Source organism: Kutzneria sp. 744, from assembly GCF_000568255.1.
Taxonomy (GTDB): Bacteria; Actinomycetota; Actinomycetes; order Mycobacteriales; family Pseudonocardiaceae; genus Kutzneria.
In genome coordinates this window covers 3,271,269-3,289,349 of record NZ_KK037166.1, presented here as the reverse complement: position 1 = coordinate 3,289,349, position 18,081 = coordinate 3,271,269, and the positions used below count along the sequence as shown (strand labels likewise).

Below are 18,081 nucleotides of genomic sequence, written 5' to 3'. Positions count from 1 at the left end.
TCAGCGTGGTCGCCCCGTCGTTATCCCGGCACCCTGACCCAGAACCGAGAGCCCTCGCCCAGGACGCTGTCCACGCCGACCGTGCCGCCGTGGGCCTCGACCAGCTTCTTGACGATGGACAGCCCGAGCCCGCTGCCGCCGGTCTGGCGGCTGCGGGACTTCTCGGCCCGCCAGAAGCGGTCGAACACGTGGGGGAGATCCTCGCCAGCGATTCCGGATCCGGTGTCGCTGACGGCTACGAAGGCGTGCTTGCTTTCGCGGCGGGCCTCGATCCGGACCACCCCGCCCGGCCCGGTGTGCCGGATCGCGTTGGTCACCAGGTTGTCCACGACCTGCCGCAGCCGGACCGGATCGGCGCTGATCTCGCCGTCGCCGTCGCCCCGCAGCTCGATGCCGGCGGCGTCGGCGCGGGCGCGGTGGGCGGCGCAGACCTGGGCGGTCAGCTCGGTCAGCGACACCGGCTCGCGGTGCAGGCGCAGCGTGCCGGCGTCGGCCTGAGCCAGGTCCTGGAGGTCGTCGATGATGTGTTGGAGCAGCACGGCTTCCTCCAACAGGGACGCGATCAGGGCCTCGTCGGGCTCGCTGACGCCGTCCTGGGTCGCCTCCAGCCAGCCCCGGATGTTGCTCAGCGGGGTGCGCAGCTCGTGGGCGATGTCGCTGATCAGGTCGGTGCGCAGGCGCTCGACCTGGGCGCGGCTGGCCGCCATGTCGTTGAAGGCCCCGGCCAGGCGGCCGATCTCGTCCCGCCGCCTGATCCGGACCGACGCGCTGACGTCGCCGTCACGCATGCGCTGGGCGGCGGCGGTCAGGGCCCGCAGCGGCCGGGTGAAGCGGCGGCCGGCCAGCACGGTGATCAGGATCGTGACAGCCAGGACGCCGCCGGCCGCCAGACCGATGCGGACCTTGTTGCCGGCGGACAGGTCGAAGGTGCTGGGCGTGACCGAGCCGCCGGGGCTGGTCACGAACAACAGGGCGGCCGGCGCGACGAACGGGGTCAGCTGCTCGTGCCGGCCGGTGGTGACGCAGTCCTGGACCCGCTGGTCGTCGCGCTCGGGCGCGACCCCGCTCGGGGCGGCCTGCGCGGCCTGGACCTGCCACGAGAAGTCCAGGTCCACCGCGACCGGGGGCAGGTGCTGGCGGGACAGGCACTCGTTGACCAGGCCGTCCAGCTGCTCCAGGGCGGCCTGCTCGGACTTCACGGGCTGGTTGAGGGTCTTCGCGCAGTTGGCCGCGTCGGGGCTCTGGATCCGCGGGCGGCCGCTGGGCAGCTCGGTGATCGTGCCGACGGCGCCCCGGTTCCGCACGCAGTCCAGCGCCCGCTGCGCCAGCCCGCTCAGGAACGCGATGTCGTCCTGGCTCAGCGCGTACGGCCCGATCGCCGACGGGGAGATCCGGTCCGGCGCGAAGCTCTGGTCGACCGAAAGGGCGTCGACGCCGGCCGACGCGCTGACGGGCAGGGGATGGCCGCCGGGCTCGGAGTCGACGATGATCCGGCGATTCTGGTCGGTGAGCACGATCCGGCGGCCGGTCTCCTGCGCCAGCACCGACACCTCCGTGCGGACGCCGTCCCAGCTCGGGTGCCGGGCCGCGTAGGCGACGAGGTCCTCGTAGATGCGGTTGCCGGAGCTGATGGCCTGGCCCTGCTCCTGCTGGATGGCCACGCTGGTGGTCTGGATGGCCAGCCAGGCCGTGGCCGCGATGGAGCAGGCAGCGACCACAATGGACACTGCCAGAAGTCGGGCGAGCACTAGGGCCTCTCCTCGCCGGTGAGCTTGTAGCCGACGCCGTACACCGTGACGAGGCGGACCGGGCGGCGCGGATCGGGCTCGATCTTCTTGCGCAGGTTCATCACGTGCACGTCGATGGTGCGATCGGTGATGTAGCGGTCGAAGCCGTGCAGCCGGGCCAGCAGCTGCTGCCGGGTGAACACCCGATCCGGTTGCCCGGCCAGGGTTTCCAGCAGCCGGAACTCACCGGGCGTGCACTCGATGCGGTGGCCGTCGCTGGTCACCACGTGCCGTCCGGGATCGACGGTGAGCGTGCCGACGCGCAGCAGGTCGTCCGGCTCCGGCGTGCGCTGGACCCGCCGGAGCAGGGTCCGCACGCGGGCGACGAGCTCGCGGGGGCTGAACGGCTTGGTCATGTAGTCGTCGGCGCCCAGGTCCAGGCCCAGCAGCAGATCGTCCTCGGTCGAGCGGGCGGTCAGCATCAGCACCAGCACGTCGCATTCGGCCCGCAGCACCCGGATCACGTCCAGACCGTCCACTTTGGGCATCATCACGTCGAGCACCAGCAGGTCCGGCCGGTTGGCCCGGACCGTGTCGATGGCCGCCCGGCCGTCGCCGACCACGACAACCGTGTGCCGCTCACGCTCGAGATAGCGGCGGACCAGCTCCGCCTGCTTCTCGTCGTCCTCGGCCAGCACGATGTGGGCGCACATGGCACCGATGATAGGTCGGCCACGCGCGGGCCACCGGATCCTGACAAGTTCCTCATAACCGTCCGTGATGGTGACGGCATGACTGCGGACACCCGCCGGCGGGCGGTGATCGGGATCGCCGTGCTGGCCGTGGTGGTCGGCACGGTGCTGGGCGTGGCTGTGATCGATGCCCGGCACGGCTCGTCGGCCACGACCACGGCCGCGCCGCCGTCGGCCCAGACCGTCGCGGTGAAGCGGATGGACCTGTCCAACGGGCAGTCGTTCGGCGGCACGCTCGGCTACGGGGCGCCGATGACCGTCAAGGGCGCGGGGACGGGGCTGGTGACCAAGTTGCCTGCGGTCGGCGACATCGTGGGGCAGGGCAAGGCGTTGTACTGGGTCAACGACAAGCCGGTGCCGGTGTTCTTCGGTGACACGCCGTTGTTCCGCAAGCTCGACGGTCCGACGTTGAAGGGCGCCGATGTCGCCGTGGTGGCGGCGAACCTCAAGGCCCTGGGCTACGGCGTCGGTTCGGTGCCGGCCAAGGATCCGTCTTTCACGCCGGCTATCGCGGCTGCCTTGAAGAAGTGGGAGAAGAGCGTCGGTCTTGACGACACCGGGACGCTCGATGTTGGGCAGGTCGTGGTGTTGAAGGGCCCAATGCGGGTGAACGCCGTGACCGCGCAACTGGGGGATCCGGTGGCCGGTGATCTGTTGTCGGTCACGTCGACGCAGAAGGTCGTCACCATGCCGGTGGAGGCCACCGAGGTCGGGCAGATCAAGAACGGCGCGGCGGTGACGATCATCCGTCCGGACACCAAGCCCGTGTCGGCCAAGGTGACGGCCGTCGGCACCACCGTGGACGGTGGCGGCAAGGATCAGACGTCCGGGCCGCCGAAGCTGACCGTGACGATCACGCCGGACGATCCGTCCACTGTGGCCGACCTGGACGCGGCCTCCGTACAGGTTCAGGTGGCGACGGAGGTCCACAAGGGAGTGTTGGCCGTTCCGGTCGGGGCGCTCGTGGCGCTGCGAGAGGGCGGCTACGCCGTGCAGACCGGTGACGGCAAGTACCACGCCGTGCAGACCGGGATGTTCGCGCAGGGCATGGTGGAGATCAGCGGCGCCGGCCTGAGCGAGGGGCTGAAAGTGGTGACCACGTCGTGACTCCGGTGCTGGAGCTGCGGGGCGTCAGCAAGCGCTACCCCGGTGTGACCGCGCTGGACTCGGTGTCGCTGGAGATCGAGACCGGCGAACTCGTTGCCATCGTGGGACCTTCGGGCTCGGGCAAATCGACCATGCTCAACATCATCGGCACCCTCGACCTCCCGTCCGAAGGCTCGGTGTTCCTCGGCGGCCTGGACGTGACGACGCTGTCCGACCGGCGGCTGTCCGCCCTGCGGGGCCGGTGGTTGGGCTTTGTGTTCCAGCAGTTCCATCTCACCGACGGCCTGACCGCCGCGCAGAACGTCGCCACCGGCCTGTTGTATGCCGGCGTTCCCCGGCGGCAGCGGCGGGCCCTCGCCCTGGAGGCGTTGGACCGGGTCGGGTTGTCGCACCGTGTCGACCACCAGCCGCAGCAGCTGTCCGGTGGTGAACGCCAGCGGGTGGCCATCGCTCGTGCCGTGGTCAACAATCCCGCGCTGGTGCTGGCTGATGAGCCGACCGGCGCCCTGGACACCGCCAACGGGCAGGCTGTGCTGGAGTTGTTGCGGCGCTTGAACAACGACGGCACCACGATCGCGGTGATCACGCACGACCGTGACATCGCGGCCGGCCTGCCCCGGCGGATCGAGATGCGGGACGGGCGGCTGGTGGCCGACAACACCCTCTCCTACAGTGGGAAGCTGACGTGACCGTTCTCAACACCCAGCCGGTTCGCCTGTCCTTCGGCGATGTGCTGCGGCTCGGGCTGCTGGGCGTCGGCAGCCGCAAGATGCGAACCGTCCTGTCGGCGCTGGGAATCTCCATCGGCATCGCGACCATGGTGATCGTCACCAGCATCCCGGCCTCCAGTCAGCAGTCCCTGCTCGATCAGCTGACCGCCTTGGGCACCAACGTATTGCGGGCCGAGCCCCAGCAGACGCAGGGCGATCCCGTGCTGCTGCCCGAGGACGCGATGGGCATGGTCAAGCGGATCGGCCCCGTCACCGCCGCCGCGCAGGTGGCCAACGCCCACAAGACCGTGCACCGCAACGACCGTATCGACCCCAACGCCGACTCGGGGCTGTCGGTGTTGGCCAGCAGCACCGATCTTCTGGGAGCGGTCCACGGTTCCCTGCACGCCGGCAAGTTCCTCGACGACGCCTCTTCCAACTTCCCGACCGTCGTGCTGGGATCCGTTGCCGCGTCCCGACTCGGCTTCACCGACCTGGTGCCCAACCAGCAGCCGCCGCAGGTGTTCATCGGGACACAGTGGTTCACGGTGATCGGCATCCTCGACCCCATGCCGCTCAATCCCGACCTCGAACGGGCCGTGCTGGTGGGATGGGGTGCGGCGAAACAGGTTCTGGGCTTCGACGGCCATCCGACCGTGGTCTACGTGAAGGCCGACGAGGATGCCATCCAGGACGTGCGGGCCGTGCTCGCGCCCACCCTGTACCCGCAGACTCCCGGTCTGGTCCAGGTGTCGCGGCCGTCCGACGCATTGGCGGCCAAGCAGGACACGAAGACCACCTTCTCCGGTCTGTTCCTGGGTTTGGCCGGTGTCGCCCTGTTGGTCGGCGGCGTCGGCGTGGCCAACACCATGGTGATCTCCGTGCTGGAGCGGCGGCGGGAGATCGGCCTGCGCCGGGCGCTCGGCGCCACCCGTGGCCAGATCCGTGGGCAGTTCCTCACCGAGGCCGCCGTGTTGTCCGGACTCGGCGGGCTGGCCGGCACGGTGATCGGCGTGGTCGCCACGTTGGCGTACACCGGATACCAGGGCTGGCCGGTGATCATTCCCTTCGCCGCGCTCGGCGGCGGGCTGGCCGGGGCCGTGCTCATCGGGGTGCTGGCCGGCATCTACCCGTCGGTCCGGGCCGCCCGGCTCACACCCACCCAGGCGCTCGCCGCGCCGTGACATTAGGGGGTTATTACCGGACCGTGCGGGATCCCGGGTTCCCGTGCTGGACTGTCGGCATGGCCTTCGACGACCTTCGCGCGCTGTTCGTCAACTGCACGCTCAAGCGGTCCCCAGAGCTCAGCAACACCGACGGGCTGATCGACGTCAGCAGCGGCATCATGGCCCGCAACGGCGTCACCGTCGAGGTGTTGCGGGCCATCGACCACGACATCGCCGTCGGGGTGTGGCCCGACATGACCGAGCACGGCTGGGCCACCGACGCCTGGCCGGCGATCTACGAGAAGGTGCTGGCGGCCGACATCCTCGTGCTCTGCGGCCCGATCTGGCTGGGCGACAACAGCTCCGAGATGAAGAAGGTCATCGAGCGCCTGTACGCCTGCTCCCACCTGCTCAACGACGCCGGCCAGTACGCCTACTACGGCCGGGCCGGCGGCTGCCTGATCACCGGCAACGAGGACGGCATCAAGCACTGCGCCATGAACGTGCTGTACAGCCTCCAGCACCTCGGCTACACCGTGCCGCCGCAGGCCGACGCCGGCTGGATCGGCGAGGCCGGCCCCGGTCCGTCCTATCTGGACCCCGGCTCCGGCGGCCCCGAGAACGATTTCACCAACCGCAACACCACGTTCATGACCTGGAACCTCATGCACATGGCTCGGATGCTCAAGGACGCCGGCGGCATTCCCGCCCACGGCAACCAGCGCTCCGAGTGGGACGCCGGCTCCCGCTTCGACTTCCAGAACCCGGAGTACCGCTAGCGGGTTTCGGTGTGATGCAGGGAAGGACGCCTTACCCTCGTTCAACGCGGGTAAGCGTCCTTCCCTGCATGAGCCCGGTCAGGGCCTGCCCCAGATAGATAAGCCGCTTTACCGGGTGATATAACCGACTATGTTCTCGCCCGGGACTCCTTCGCCTGTGAATAACTCAATGGCAGGAAAGGCGTCCTTCCCTGCATGAGCCCGGTCAGGACCAGGCGGCGTCGGGGGTGGTGACCGCGGGCTCGCCGCCGGCCTCGGCGAAGGCGGAGAGGGCGTCGACCAGGCCGACCCGGGTGGACTCGGGCATGCGGGCGACGATGCGGGCGATCTCCTTGCGGCGCCGCGCCGTCACCTGGCGCACCACCCGGCGGCCCTCGGCGGTCAGCTCGATGACGATCTCGCGGCGTGAGGCCGGGTTGGTCTCCCGCACGACCATGCCGGCGGCGACCAGGCGGTCGACCATGCGGCTGGCGGTGGACGGGTTGACGCCGAGCTGGTCGGCCAGCGCGGCGTGCTTGGTGGCCCCGACCGAGTTCAGGATGACCAGCAGCCGGAACTGGGCCAGGGTGATCGCCTCGTCCACGGCGGCGATGGACCGGGCGGACACGGCGACCAACAGCCTCGATGCCGTCAGCACCGCATCGGTGACGGCATCGACGTCGGTGGACTCGGCGAGTTCGCCCGGTGTGCGCGGCATGACACCAGTGTGCCTCAGGCCCCGCCGGACAGTGCGGGCACCGCGTCCCGGATCGCGATCTGCCAGCGTGTCGTCGGCGCGACCCAGCCCGTCGCCCGCCGCCCGGCCCGCTGCACCTGGCGTACGGCCGGCAGCAGGCCGAGCTGGTACGAGGCCATGGCCGTGCCGATATCGGTGGACCGCGCCAGGGAATCGGCCAGGCGAAAGGCGCCGAGCAGGGCCAGCGACGCCCCGTGGCCGGCCAGCGCGGACACCGCCGAGGCGGCGTCGCCGACCAGCACGGTGCGTCCCACATGCCAAGTGGCCAGTTCGACCTGGGACACCGGCACGTGGCGCAGCGAAGGCGGGCACTGCTCCAACGCCTGGTCGACGATCCACCCCATGCCCGTGCAGCGGGCGCGCACCTCGGCGACGGGATCGGCCGGCGAGCGGTCGCCCCGGTGCACGAGGAACGCGGCGATCCGGCCGTCGGCGGTGCGGCTGAACCCGGCCTGTCGGTCGGCGAGGCTGAGCACCTTCAGATCCGGGCCGAGGTGCTGAGCGAGGTCGTCGTCGCGGAAAAGGTACGTCGAACACTGCTGGCCGAGCGGCCGCACGTACAGGCGGTCCGGCCCGAACACCATCCGCCGTACGGCGGAGTGCTGTCCGTCGGCGCCGATGAGCGCGTCGACGGCCAGCACTCCGCCGTCGGACAACGTCACCCGAACGGGCCCGTCGCTGTCCTCGACGGAGACGATCTCGACGCCGCGCCGGACCTGCACCCGTGGCGGCAGCGCGGCGGTCAGCGCCGTCTCCAGGTCGCCCCGCATGATCGTCAGCAGCCGGCCGTGCAGCATGGTGGCGGTGGCCAGGTAGCTCACGGTGGCCAGCGTGCTGCCGTCCTGGTCGACGTAGACGATGGCCGGGATGTTGCGGCGCAGCGAGCCCAAGGCGGGCAGCAGGCCCATGCGGTCGAGCACGTCGTAGCCGGCGCCGCCGACGTCCAGCAGGTGCGCGGCGTCGCGGGGCTGTTCGTCACGGTCGACGAGCAGCACGTCCCACCCGTGTCGGCCCAGCCACCACGCCGTGGTCAGCCCGGCCACACCGGCGCCGCACACGAGCACCCGCATCGGCCCTCCGTCCTTTTTGTCTTCCCTGAGTCTTGCATAGTGCAATAGTCGGCGGGGGTACAATGGTTGACGCCCGACCCCTCCTTGGGCATCGTTCAATGCGAACGTTTGCAGGTGGCCTCAGGGAGTGTCATGGCTCGACCGAGCATCGGCTGGATCGGCGCGGGGCGGATGGGCGCCGCCATGGTCAAGCGGCTCAGCGCCGCCGGCTACGACGTCGCCGTCTACAACCGGACCAGGGCCAAGGCCGAGGCGCTCGGCGTCACGGTGGTCGACCGGCCGGTCGACCTGGCCGGTCGGGACGTCGTCTTCACCATGGTCGCCGCCTCGGCCGACCTGGAGCAGGTGACCTCCGGCGACCACGGCCTGTTCACCGATCCCGACGTCGCGCCGCGCGTGGTGATCGACTCGTCCACCGTGTCCGAGGAAGCGTCGGCCGCCGTCCGGGTGGCCGCCCGCAAGCGGGGCTCGGAGCTGTTGGCCGCGCCGGTCAGCGGCAACCCCAAGGTCGTGGCGGCGGGTCAACTGACCCTCGCCGTGTCGGGGCCGCGAGCGGTGTTCGACGAGGTCGAGCCGGTGCTGCGCGCGCTCGGCCGGGGCGTGACCTACGTCGGCGAGGACGAGGTCGCCCGGCTGGTGAAGATCGCTCACAATGTGTTCCTCGGTGTTGTCGTCCAGTCGCTGTCGGAGATCACCGTGCTGGCCGAGAAGGGCGGCGTCAGCCGGGCGGCGTTCCTCGAGTTCCTCAACGACTCGGTGCTGGGCTCGGCGTTCACCCGGTACAAGTCTCCCGCGCTGGTCAACCTCGACTTCACGCCGACGTTCACGATGCCCTTGCTGCGCAAGGACTTCGATCTGGGCCTGGCCGCCGCGCGCAGCCTGGAGGCCCCGATGCCCATCGCCTCGGCCACCGCCCAGCTGATCGCCTCGGCCATCGGCGCCGGCCACACCGAGCAGGACTTCGCCACGCTACTACTGGAGCAGGCCCGCCGGGCCGGTCTTGCGCTCGAACCGGAGAACGTGTCAGTGGATGATGGGTTGACTCCGGACGAGTGAGTTCGCGGCGTGCCCACAGTTCCGTTCAAGATGCTGGCGCGGTTCAAGATGCTGGCGCGGTCAATATGCTGACGCGATGGACAAGCCCGCGACCATCAAGGACGTCGCCGAAATGGCCCGCGTGCACGCGGCGACCGCGAGCCGTGCGCTGAACCCGCAGACCCGGGACAAGGTGAGCCCACGGACGGCGGCCCGGATCGTGGAGGCCGCCCGCGCCCTGGGCTACTCGCCCAACTCGGCCGCGCGCAGCCTGCGGACCCGCACGTCGTCGGTGGTCGGCGTGGTCATCCCCGACCTGCGCAATCCCGTGTTCCCGCCGATCGTGCGGGGCGTCGAGGACGCGCTGCGGGAGGCCGGCTACCTGGCGCTGCTCGGCAACACCGACGGCGACGCCGCGCGGGAGCGGGACCTGCTGGCCACCATGCGCGGGCAGCAACTGGCTGGGTTCATCCTCGCCACCAGCAAGCGGGACAGTGTGCCGCTGGGGCCCGACGTGTCCGTGGTGCTGGTCAATCGCCGCACCGACGCCGGCGACGTCCCCTCCGTCGTCGCCGACAGCAGCGCGGGCGTGCACGCGCTGGTGAACCTCCTGATCGCGCGAGGCCACACCCGGATCGCCCACCTGGCCGGGCCCCAGGACACCTCCACCGGCGTCGAGCGACGCCGGGCCTTCCTCGACGGCCTCGCCACCCGTGGCCTTGCCCCTGCCGGCGTCGAGGTGTGCGACGCCTACAGCGAGCAGGCCGGCTTCGACGCCACGCACAAGCTGCTGGCCGCCACCTCCGCCACCGCCATCGTCGCCGGCAACGACATGATCGCCCTCGGCTGCTACGGGGCGCTGGCCGAGCTCGGCCTGCGCTGTCCCGAGGATGTCTCGGTCACCGGCTTCAACGACATGCCCTTCGTCGACAAGCAGCGCCCCGCCCTCACCACCGTCCGCATCCCCCACTACGACATCGGCTACGAGGCCGCCCGCCTCCTCCTGGAGCGCATCGCCACCCCCTCTTCCCCACCCAAACGCCTAGTCCTCCCCGTCGAACTGATCGAACGCAACTCCGTAGCGCGAGTCCCGCTCTCAGACACCTGAGTCACCGGTTCAACCCCCGCGAGTCACGCTTTCAGGCAGGGTAAATGTCGGTTTCGAGCAGCCCCGGCACTCGGTTCTGCCGGAAACCGGAACTGGGTGTGACAGTGAGCGGGACTCGCCGGGGGTTCTCCCCATGTGGCACGCCGCTCCAAGGTCCTGTCGGCGCGGCGCGCCCGCTCCCCTCTGCCCGAAACCGTGTTTCGGTGTGTCGGAGAGCGTGACTCGCGGGGGTTAGAGGGCGGCGATGATGGCGGCGGGGGTCAGGGGGAGGTCGCGGACGCGGACGTCCAGGGCGGAGTGGAGGGCGTTGGCGATGGCGGCGGCGGTGGGGCCCTGGGCGGTCTCGCCGGCACCGAGGCTGGGCCGGTCAGGGCGGTCGACGATCACCACCTCGACCTCGGGCACCTCGGAGAACCGCAGGATGGGGTAGGACTCCCAGTCGGTGCTGGTGACGCGGGAGCGGTCGAAGCGGACCTGCTCCTTGACGGTCCAGCTGGTGCTCTGGATCGCCCCGCCCTCGACCTGGTTGCGAAGGCCGTCGGGGCTGACGACGGCCCCGGCGTCGACGGCGAGAGTGAGGCGCTTGACGCGAACGGAGGTCTCGGCCTCGACCTCGGCGACGACGGCGCAGTAGGCGCCATGGTGGCTGTAGCGGGCGAAGGCGAAGCCCCAGCCCTCGCCGCGGCGGGACCAGCCGGCGGCGTCGGCGGCAGCGGTGATGACGGCCCGGGCCCGCTCGTCGGACAGGTGCCGTAGCCGGTACCGCACGGGGTCGACGCCGGCACGGAAGGCCAGTTCGTCCACAAAGGACTCGATGGCGAAGACGTTGGCGTAAGCCCCGAGGGCCCGCAGCGACGAGGTGCGCAGCGGCATCTCCAGCAGCCGGTGCTTGGTGATCCGCTGACCGGGAAAGGTGTACAGGGGAACGGAATTGCGCTCGGAGCCGCCGCCGTTGGCGAACGGGGGATCCATGGACACCGGCGGGGGAGTGCCGGTCCGCAGCTGGCTGCCGAGCAGGGCCGGCGCGGCGAAGAAGCCGGGGCGCGAGACATGGCCGTTGCTGTAGAGGTCGTGCCGCCAGGCGACAACCTCACCGACGGCATCGAGATCAGCCTCGATGTGCACGGCCATCGCCGCGCCGAAAGGGGCCCAGCCGAGCTCGTCGGCCCGGGACCAGACGACCTGCACCGGCCGCCCGTTGACGGCCCGGGCCAACAGCACGGCATCGAACGCGGCGTCGTCGGCCCCGTTGTGGCCGTAGGCGCCGGCGCCCTCGACATGGTGCAGGGTGACCTGGTCGATGGCGACGCCGAGCGACCGGCAGATGTCCAGGCGCAGCGGGTGAAGGCCTTGGCTGTGCGTCCATAGTTCCAGCTTGTCCCCGTCCCAGCGGGCGACGCCGCACGAGGGCGCCATCGAGGCATGGGACAGATACGGCCGGGAATAGGTGGCGGCAACCGTGGTGACGGCATCGTCCGAAGTGGACTCGTCGACGATGGTGACGTCCTCGGTGCGGCGGGACATCAGGAATTCCGGCATGGCGTCGACGTCCGGCAGGCTGTCCCGCTCGGCCCACTCGCAGCGCAGCAACCCGGCGGCGCGCACGGCGGTCTCCTCGCGATCGGCGATCACGCCGAGGAAATCACCGTCACGGACGATCTCGACGACGCCGTCCAACTCGGCGGCTTTGCTGGTGTCCAAGGACACCAGGGTCGCGCCACGGGAGGGCGGCCGGACGGCGCGGCCGTAGAGCATGCCCGGCAACGACAGGTCGTGGATGAAGCGAGCCCGGCCGTACACCTTGTCGGGAATGTCCAACCGGCCCGGGCTGGTGCCCATGACCTTGCGCTCGGCAACGGGTTTCGGTTCGACCGCACCGGTCGCCTCGACGTCGAGGTCGACGTCGTCGAGCAGGTCCCAGTAGCTGACCGTGTCGTTGATCAGACCGTCCACAACGGACAGCTCGGAACTGTCGAGCACCTTGGCCGCCGCGGCGAGGAAGACGGCCCGGACCTCCGCGCCCACCTGTCGCAGGGCGGCGCCGGAGTCCTCGATCGACCGGCTGCCGGCGGTCAGGCCCTCGTCGGGGCTGGAGTCGGTGGTGGCCGGCACCATGCGGATCCGGTCGTAGGCGACATCCAGCTCATCGGCGGCGATCTGCGCCAAAGCGGTCAGAATGCCCTGTCCCAGCTCGACTTTCCCGCAACGGACGTCGACGGTGCCGTCGGGGCGCACGGAAACCCAGTGCGACAGGCGGGGATTCGCGGCGAGGTTGCGCGGGATCACTGCGCCGCCTCGATCTGGGACGCCTGCAGGACCGCGCGCACCATCCGGTTGTGGGCCCCGCACCGGCACAGATTGCCGTCAAGGGCTTCGCGGACCTCGCACTCCGAGGGGCAGGAATTCCGGGCCAGCAGGGCGGTCGCGGTCATCACGACACCGGACACGCAGTACCCGCACTGCGCCGCCTGCTCGTCGATCATCGCCCGTTGCAGCGGCGAGTCGCCGAGTCCTTCCACGGTCCGGACTGCCTTGCCGTCGACCGACCACAGTGGAGTGTCGCACGAGTGCACGACCCGCCCGTCGACGAGCACGTTGCACGACCCGCACAGCCCGAGCCCGCAGCCGAACCGCGTGCCCTTCAGACCCAGCTGGTTGCGTAACGCATACAGCAACGGCGTGTCGCGGTCGGCCTCGACCGTCACCTCGGCCCCGTTGACCAGCAGCCGGAACGTCTCGTCGCTCACTCGTGCGAACGCTATTCGCCGCCGCCGCCGGCCGTCAACATGTCCTCGACCAGCCCCAGCAGCGTCGTCAGCGCCCGGCTGGGCTTGTGGTCGGCCAGCCACACCAGCGTCACCAGCCATTCCACCGACGTGCCGGCCAGCGGGATCTGCACCAGCCCGGGCCCGCGCACGATCTCCAGGTCCGGCACCACCGCGATGCCCAGCCCGGCTCGCACGTAGTCCGGCACCAGCCGCAGGTCGGATACCTCGGCCACCACCCGTCGGGGCCTGCCGGCGGCGTCGAAGGCGCGTTCGATGGCGATCCGGTTGCCGAAACCCCGTGGCGTGTCGACAAAATCCTCGCCGGTGAGGTCGGTGATCGTCACCGTGGACCGCGCGGCCAGCCGGTGTTCGGCCGGCATGAGCGCGACGTAGGAGTGACGGTTGAGCTCGCGCGCCCGGAGCCCGGCCAGGTCGGACGGCGGCAGCCCCACCAGCGCGGCGTCTAGCCGGCCGGCCCGGACGTCCTCGGCCAGGCCGGTCGAGCCGGTGGTCGACATGGTCAGGTGCAGGTCGACCAGCGGATACCGGCGGTGGAACGCGCCCAGCAGGCCGGGCAGGTCCAGCGGGCCGACGCTCATCATCGTGCCGATGCGCAGGCTGCCCCGCAGGCCCGCCCCGGCCTCCTGCACGACCGCCTTGGCCCGGTCCAACTGGGCCAGCGCGGCCTTCGCCTCGGGCAGGAACGCCGCCCCGGACGGCGTGAGCGCGACCGAGCGGGTCGACCGGTCGAACAAGGTGGTGCGCAGGTCCGACTCCAACGACTTGATGCCGGCCGACACGGTCGACTGCACCGCCTGCAGCCGCCGGGCGGCCCGCGTGAAGCTCAGCTCCTCGGCCACCGCGACGAAGTACTCCAGCTGACGCGTGTCCACGTGCCCGATTATCGCACCACGCCGATAACTGTCACCAGCATCTTTCGTTGGACTCGATGCTCGACGCGGCGCACGCTGGGACCATGAGTTCCACGCTGATGGTCGCGCGCCCCGCGCCGCGGTTGGGCCACGGCACCGGCTTCTGGGTGGTGGCCGCCGCCTTCCTGCTGGCCCTGGCCTTCTCCACCGTGCCGACCCCGCTCTACCCCCTCTACCAGCAGCGCGATGGCTTCCCGACCGTCGTCATCACGGTCGTGTTCGCCGCCTACGCGCTCGGCGTCGTGGCCAGCATGTACCTGATCGGGCACGTCAGCGACTGGCTCGGCCGCCGCCGCATGGCGCTGGCCGCCGTGCTGGCCGAGGCGGTCTCGGCGGCAGTGTTCCTGGCCTGGCCGGACGTGCCGGGGCTGGTCGTCGCCCGGTTCGTCGGCGGCGTCGGCATCGGCGCGCTGACCGCCACCGCCACGGCCCACCTGGCCGAACTGCGGGCCGTCACCCATCCCGGCCGGGACGCCGGGCTGTTCTCGTCCATGGTCAACATGGCCGGCCTCGGCATCGGGCCGGTGGTCAGCGGGCTGCTGGCCAGCTACGTCACAGCGCCGCTGACCACGCCGTACGTGATCTTCCTGGCGTTGTTCGCGCTCGCCGCCGGCGTGATCAAGTACGTGCCTGAGACCGTCTCAAGCAACGAAGACCGCCCTCGCTACCGCCCGCAGCGGGTGTCGGTGCCGCACCACGCCAAGCCGGTGTTCTGGGCCGCCGCCGCGGTCGCCTTCGCCGTCAACATGTTCAGCGGCCTGGTCGGGGCGCTCGCGCCGACGCTGCTGCGCGGGACCTTCCGGGAGCCGTCACTGCTGGTCGGCGGCCTGGTCGCGATGTCGGTCTTCGCGGCCGCCGCCGGCTCGCAGCTGCTGTTCGCCGGCCAGCCGCTGCGCCGCCAGCTGTTCATCGGCCTCGGCGGCCTGGTGCTGTCGCTGGTGGCCATCCCGACCAGCGTGCTCACCGGCAGCGAGCTGCTGTTCTGCACCGGCACCGTCGTCGGCGGCGCGGGCATGGGCCTCGGCTTCCGGGTCGCCCTGGCCAAGGTCGGCGCCGTCGCCGCCCCCGAGCTGCGGGGCGAGACCCTGGCCGGCGTGTTCCTCGCCTTCTACCTGGGCCTCGCGCTGCCGGTGCTGGTCGTCGGCGTCGCGCTCACCGCCCTGCCCAGCCTCCTGGTGCTGGTGCTGTTCAGCGTCGTGCAGCTGGTGATCCTGGTCTGGGCCGGTCGACGGCTGGCCGTGGCATCGTGAAGGTGTGATCCAGTACCGGACCGTCGACAAGCTCGCCGCCCGCATCGCCCTGCACGGCTACGGCACGAATCCGCAGCCGTGGCAGGACTGGGTCCGCGAGCGATTGCCGTCGCGCCAAGGCCAACGCGTGTTGGAGGTCGGCGCCGGCACCGGAGCGCTGTGGCCGTCGAAGCCGGACATCGCCCTGGTGCCGACGGATCTCTCCGCCGCCATGTGCACCACCTTGCGGGACAAGGGATTCGCGCCGGCCCGGTGCAGCGCCGACGCCCTTCCCTTCGCCGCCGGCGCCTTCGACGGCGCGATCGCGTCCCACATGCTCTATCACGTGGACGAGCCGCCGAAGGCCATCGCCGAGCTGAACCGGGTGCTGCGACCCGGCGGGTGGCTGGTCGCGACCACCAACGGCGGCGGGCACATGGCCGAGCTGTGGGAGATCGCCGAGAAGGTCGGCCTGCCGATGTCCTTCCCGCTGGCCGTGGACCTCTCGTTCCGTGCCGAGAACGCGATCGCCTTGCTGAGCCGTGACTTCGGGGACATCGACCTGATCCGCTACGAGGACGAGCTGGTCGTGGCCACACCCGAGCCGGTGGTCGCCTACCTGGCCAGCTGCGTGGACCGTGACCTCACCGGCGAGGAGTTGTCCGTGCTGCACAACGAAGTCGCCGGTCGCGGCACCGTGCGCATCCACAAGCATTCGGTGCTGGTGACGGCCCGGTCGGATCAAGGGAATGGTTCGTGACCGAATAAAACCCCTCGCGGGTGACGGCGGTCCTGGCATGCTGGAGGGCCCGAACGTGAGGAGACGCCGTGGACTTCGCCGAAGTGCTCCGCGCCCGCCGAATGGTGCGCAGCTACCGCCCCGACCCGGTGCCGGAGGACGTGCTGCGCCGGATCGTGAAGGTGGTGCACCGCGCGCCCAGCGCCGGCTTCAGCCAGGGGCACCGGCTGATCGTCATCACCGACCCGGAGCTCCGCCGCAAGGTCGCCGACCTGACCGAGCAGACCTACCTCGACGGCGGCATGAAGCCGTGGATCTCGGTGGCCCCGGTGCTCATCGCGATCGGCATCCGCGAGGAGTCCTACCACGAGCGCTACCGGCAGCCCGACAAGGTCACCGGCGAGGGCGAGGAGGGCGAGTGGCCGGTGCCGTTCTGGTGGTTCGACAGCGGGAGCCTGCTGGTGCTGCTCCAGCTTGCGGCGGCCAACGAGGGCCTGGCCACCGGCTTCTTCGGGCCGCACGCCGACGGCCTCGACGAGCTCATCGGCCTGCCGAAGGACGTGGGCCTGGCCGGTTTCCTGACGCTGGGCTACTCCGACGACAACTCCCGCGCCGTCCCCAGCAGCCTGGCCAACCGGCCCAAGCAGATCCCGTTGGACGACCTGGTCACCTGGCGCTGATCACCGGCAGTGACAGCCGGCTGGGGCGGGCGGGCCCGAAGTGCACGGTGTTCTCGGCGACCACCACATCGCCCGGGCCCGCCGCCGCGACCACGCCTCCCGTGTTGGGATTGCGGTCGTAGCGCGGGAAGTTGCTGCTGGACACCTCCAGCCGGATGCGGTGGCCGGGCAGGAACACGGTGGACGTCACGGAAAGGTCCAGCGTCAGCTCGTAGACCCGTTGCGGCGTCAGCAGTTCCGGCGCGGACAGGGAGTTGCGGTAGCGGGCGCGCAGCATGCCCTCGCACAGGTTGATCGCCGTGCCGTCGGGGTGCACGTCCACCAGCTTGCCCATGAAGTCCGTGTCCACGGCCGAACTGGACACGAAAAGGGTCAGCGAGACGTGACCGGTGACCTCCAGCGGATCACCCAGTGGCGGGCCGGTGAAGCACAGCACATCCTGGCGCGCCTCGACCGGCCGCTGGTCGCGCGGGCCGGCATCGGCGGCAAGGGTGTTGCCGCCGATCGTGGGCGTGGGGTCGAGCGGGTCGTACCGGTACGTGGTGGCGCCGGTCCTCATCGGCGACGCGGAAAGTGTTCCCTCGCCGAGGAAGTAGTCCATGCGCCGGGTGTCGGGCAGCGGCCACGCCTGCTCGTCGCGCCACTGGTCGATGCCCATCACGAAGATCCGCACCGGCGCCGAGTCGTCCGGCTTGCCGCGCAGCCACTGGTCGAAGAAGCGCAGGTGCGCGTCGGTCAGGTTGGCGCCGCGGTAGTCGGTGCTGAGGTGGGTCCAAGGCCCGATGATCAGGCGTTCGTTGTGCGAGCGCACGGTTTCGTCGACGAAGACGTCGTACCAGCCGCCGATGCTCAGCGCCGGGGCCTTGGCCGCCGGGGCCAGCCGCTGCCAGTAGCCGTCGTGCTCGGGGTGCGCGAAAACCGTGTCCAGCCAAGGGAAGTGCTTGGCCAGCACGGGGTGGTCCCGGGTCGGCAGGGTGTCGAACTGCTGCCGCATGATCTCCGGAAGGTCCTGCACCGCACCGGTTTTGAGAGCTTCGCCGGCGGCGTTGGCGGTGATCCACGTCAGCACGGTGTGCAGGGACATCGCGCCGCCGGGGGAGTACCACGGGGCCCGGTAGAAGTCGGCCGTGGCGAAGATCGGAGCGATGGCCTGCAACAACTCCGCCGACTGCCACTGCACCGCGCCCTGGTAGGACGCCCCGAAGCCGCCGATGTTGCCGTCGCACCAAGGCTGTTCGCGCAGCCAGGCCAGGGTGTCCGCGCTGTCGGCGGCCTCGTTCTCGTGCGGCACGTGCACACCGCCGGACCGCGCGGTGCCGCGGCAGCACTGGACGACCACCGCGTAACCGGCTTCCAACAGGGCGAACAGGTTCGGGCGGTTGCCGCCGTAACTGGCGATGTCGTCCTTGCCGTACGGGGTGCGCAGCAGCAGGACCGGCGCCGGCCGCTCGTCGGCGGGCCGCCAGACGTTCGTGGCCAGCGCGGTGCCGTCCCTGGTCACGACCGGCACATCGGTGTCCACGATGAAGCGCATGGGCAAGGA

Annotated in this window: 17 protein-coding genes; 9 read left to right on the top strand and 8 right to left on the bottom strand. The window is 70.6% G+C overall.

Going from position 1 to position 18,081, the window contains the following annotated elements:
- Nucleotides 1–20 precede the first annotated feature (20 nt).
- Nucleotides 21–1,748: a sensor histidine kinase gene (locus KUTG_RS14655; protein ID WP_043717391.1), complete on the bottom strand. Its 1,728-nt coding sequence runs from the start codon at nt 1,746–1,748 to the stop codon at nt 21–23.
- Entirely contained in the window at nt 1,748–2,440 is a 693-nt protein-coding gene (locus KUTG_RS14650; RefSeq protein WP_043729379.1) for a response regulator transcription factor, read from the bottom strand. Before KUTG_RS14650 ends, KUTG_RS14655 begins: the two co-directional genes overlap by 1 nt.
- A 78-nt stretch (nt 2,441–2,518) precedes the next feature.
- Here KUTG_RS14650 and KUTG_RS14645 point away from each other — a divergent pair, with 78 nt between their 5' ends.
- Genes KUTG_RS14645 through KUTG_RS14630 form a run of 4 tightly spaced genes read left to right on the top strand, consistent with a single transcriptional unit; the run spans nt 2,519 to nt 6,241 of the window.
- Nucleotides 2,519–3,586, top strand: coding sequence for an efflux RND transporter periplasmic adaptor subunit (locus tag KUTG_RS14645; RefSeq protein ID WP_052394516.1), 1,068 nt, complete (start codon nt 2,519–2,521; stop codon nt 3,584–3,586).
- Entirely contained in the window at nt 3,583–4,275 is a 693-nt protein-coding gene (locus KUTG_RS14640) for an ABC transporter ATP-binding protein (protein ID WP_043717390.1), read from the top strand. The genes KUTG_RS14645 and KUTG_RS14640 overlap by 4 nt, the downstream gene beginning before the upstream one ends.
- On the top strand, nt 4,272–5,480 hold the full coding sequence (locus tag KUTG_RS14635; protein ID WP_052394515.1) for an ABC transporter permease: 1,209 nt from the start codon (nt 4,272–4,274) through the stop codon (nt 5,478–5,480). Before KUTG_RS14640 ends, KUTG_RS14635 begins: the two co-directional genes overlap by 4 nt.
- A 59-nt stretch (nt 5,481–5,539) precedes the next feature.
- On the top strand, nt 5,540–6,241 hold the full coding sequence (locus KUTG_RS14630; protein WP_043717389.1) for a flavodoxin family protein: 702 nt from the start codon (nt 5,540–5,542) through the stop codon (nt 6,239–6,241).
- Between the two features lie 205 nt (nt 6,242–6,446).
- Here KUTG_RS14630 and KUTG_RS14625 read toward each other — a convergent pair whose 3' ends face one another.
- Nucleotides 6,447–6,938 carry a MarR family winged helix-turn-helix transcriptional regulator gene (locus KUTG_RS14625; protein ID WP_043717388.1) on the bottom strand — a complete coding sequence of 164 codons (492 nt, stop codon included), beginning with the start codon at nt 6,936–6,938 and terminating at the stop codon, nt 6,447–6,449.
- A gap of 14 nt (nt 6,939–6,952) precedes the next feature.
- Nucleotides 6,953–8,047 (bottom strand): FAD-dependent oxidoreductase, encoded by a 1,095-nt coding sequence (locus KUTG_RS14620; protein ID WP_052394514.1) that lies wholly within the window; start codon nt 8,045–8,047, stop codon nt 6,953–6,955.
- Nucleotides 8,048–8,179: 132 nt separating this feature from the next.
- Here KUTG_RS14620 and KUTG_RS14615 point away from each other — a divergent pair, with 132 nt between their 5' ends.
- Nucleotides 8,180–9,103 (top strand): NAD(P)-dependent oxidoreductase, encoded by a 924-nt coding sequence (locus tag KUTG_RS14615; RefSeq protein ID WP_043717387.1) that lies wholly within the window; start codon nt 8,180–8,182, stop codon nt 9,101–9,103.
- 76 nt (nt 9,104–9,179) lie between these two features.
- Nucleotides 9,180–10,190 (top strand): LacI family DNA-binding transcriptional regulator, encoded by a 1,011-nt coding sequence (locus KUTG_RS14610; protein WP_043717386.1) that lies wholly within the window; start codon nt 9,180–9,182, stop codon nt 10,188–10,190.
- A 231-nt stretch (nt 10,191–10,421) separates the two neighbouring features.
- Here KUTG_RS14610 and KUTG_RS14605 read toward each other — a convergent pair whose 3' ends face one another.
- Genes KUTG_RS14605 through KUTG_RS14595 form a run of 3 tightly spaced genes read right to left on the bottom strand, consistent with a single transcriptional unit; the run spans nt 10,422 to nt 13,851 of the window.
- Entirely contained in the window at nt 10,422–12,476 is a 2,055-nt protein-coding gene (locus KUTG_RS14605) for a xanthine dehydrogenase family protein molybdopterin-binding subunit (RefSeq protein WP_043717384.1), read from the bottom strand.
- Nucleotides 12,473–12,937, bottom strand: coding sequence for a (2Fe-2S)-binding protein (locus KUTG_RS14600; protein ID WP_043717381.1), 465 nt, complete (start codon nt 12,935–12,937; stop codon nt 12,473–12,475). The genes KUTG_RS14605 and KUTG_RS14600 overlap by 4 nt, the downstream gene beginning before the upstream one ends.
- Before the next feature lie 11 nt (nt 12,938–12,948).
- Nucleotides 12,949–13,851: a LysR family transcriptional regulator gene (locus KUTG_RS14595; RefSeq protein ID WP_043717379.1), complete on the bottom strand. Its 903-nt coding sequence runs from the start codon at nt 13,849–13,851 to the stop codon at nt 12,949–12,951.
- Between the two features lie 83 nt (nt 13,852–13,934).
- Here KUTG_RS14595 and KUTG_RS14590 point away from each other — a divergent pair, with 83 nt between their 5' ends.
- The 3 genes from KUTG_RS14590 (at nt 13,935) to KUTG_RS14580 (ending at nt 16,538) form a co-directional block, all read left to right on the top strand.
- Entirely contained in the window at nt 13,935–15,140 is a 1,206-nt protein-coding gene (locus KUTG_RS14590; RefSeq protein WP_043729371.1) for an MFS transporter, read from the top strand.
- Nucleotides 15,141–15,144: 4 nt separating this feature from the next.
- Nucleotides 15,145–15,879, top strand: a complete 735-nt coding sequence (locus KUTG_RS14585; protein ID WP_052394513.1) for a class I SAM-dependent methyltransferase — start codon at nt 15,145–15,147, stop codon at nt 15,877–15,879.
- Nucleotides 15,880–15,947: 68 nt separating this feature from the next.
- On the top strand, nt 15,948–16,538 hold the full coding sequence (locus tag KUTG_RS14580; protein WP_043717377.1) for a nitroreductase family protein: 591 nt from the start codon (nt 15,948–15,950) through the stop codon (nt 16,536–16,538).
- On the opposite strand, the gene KUTG_RS14575 is transcribed toward KUTG_RS14580, so the two are convergent.
- The gene (locus tag KUTG_RS14575) at nt 16,525–18,072 is read right to left on the bottom strand and encodes a CocE/NonD family hydrolase (protein WP_043717374.1); all 1,548 of its coding nucleotides are present in this window, start codon (nt 18,070–18,072) and stop codon (nt 16,525–16,527) included. The genes KUTG_RS14580 and KUTG_RS14575 overlap by 14 nt on opposite strands.
- Nucleotides 18,073–18,081 lie beyond the last annotated feature (9 nt).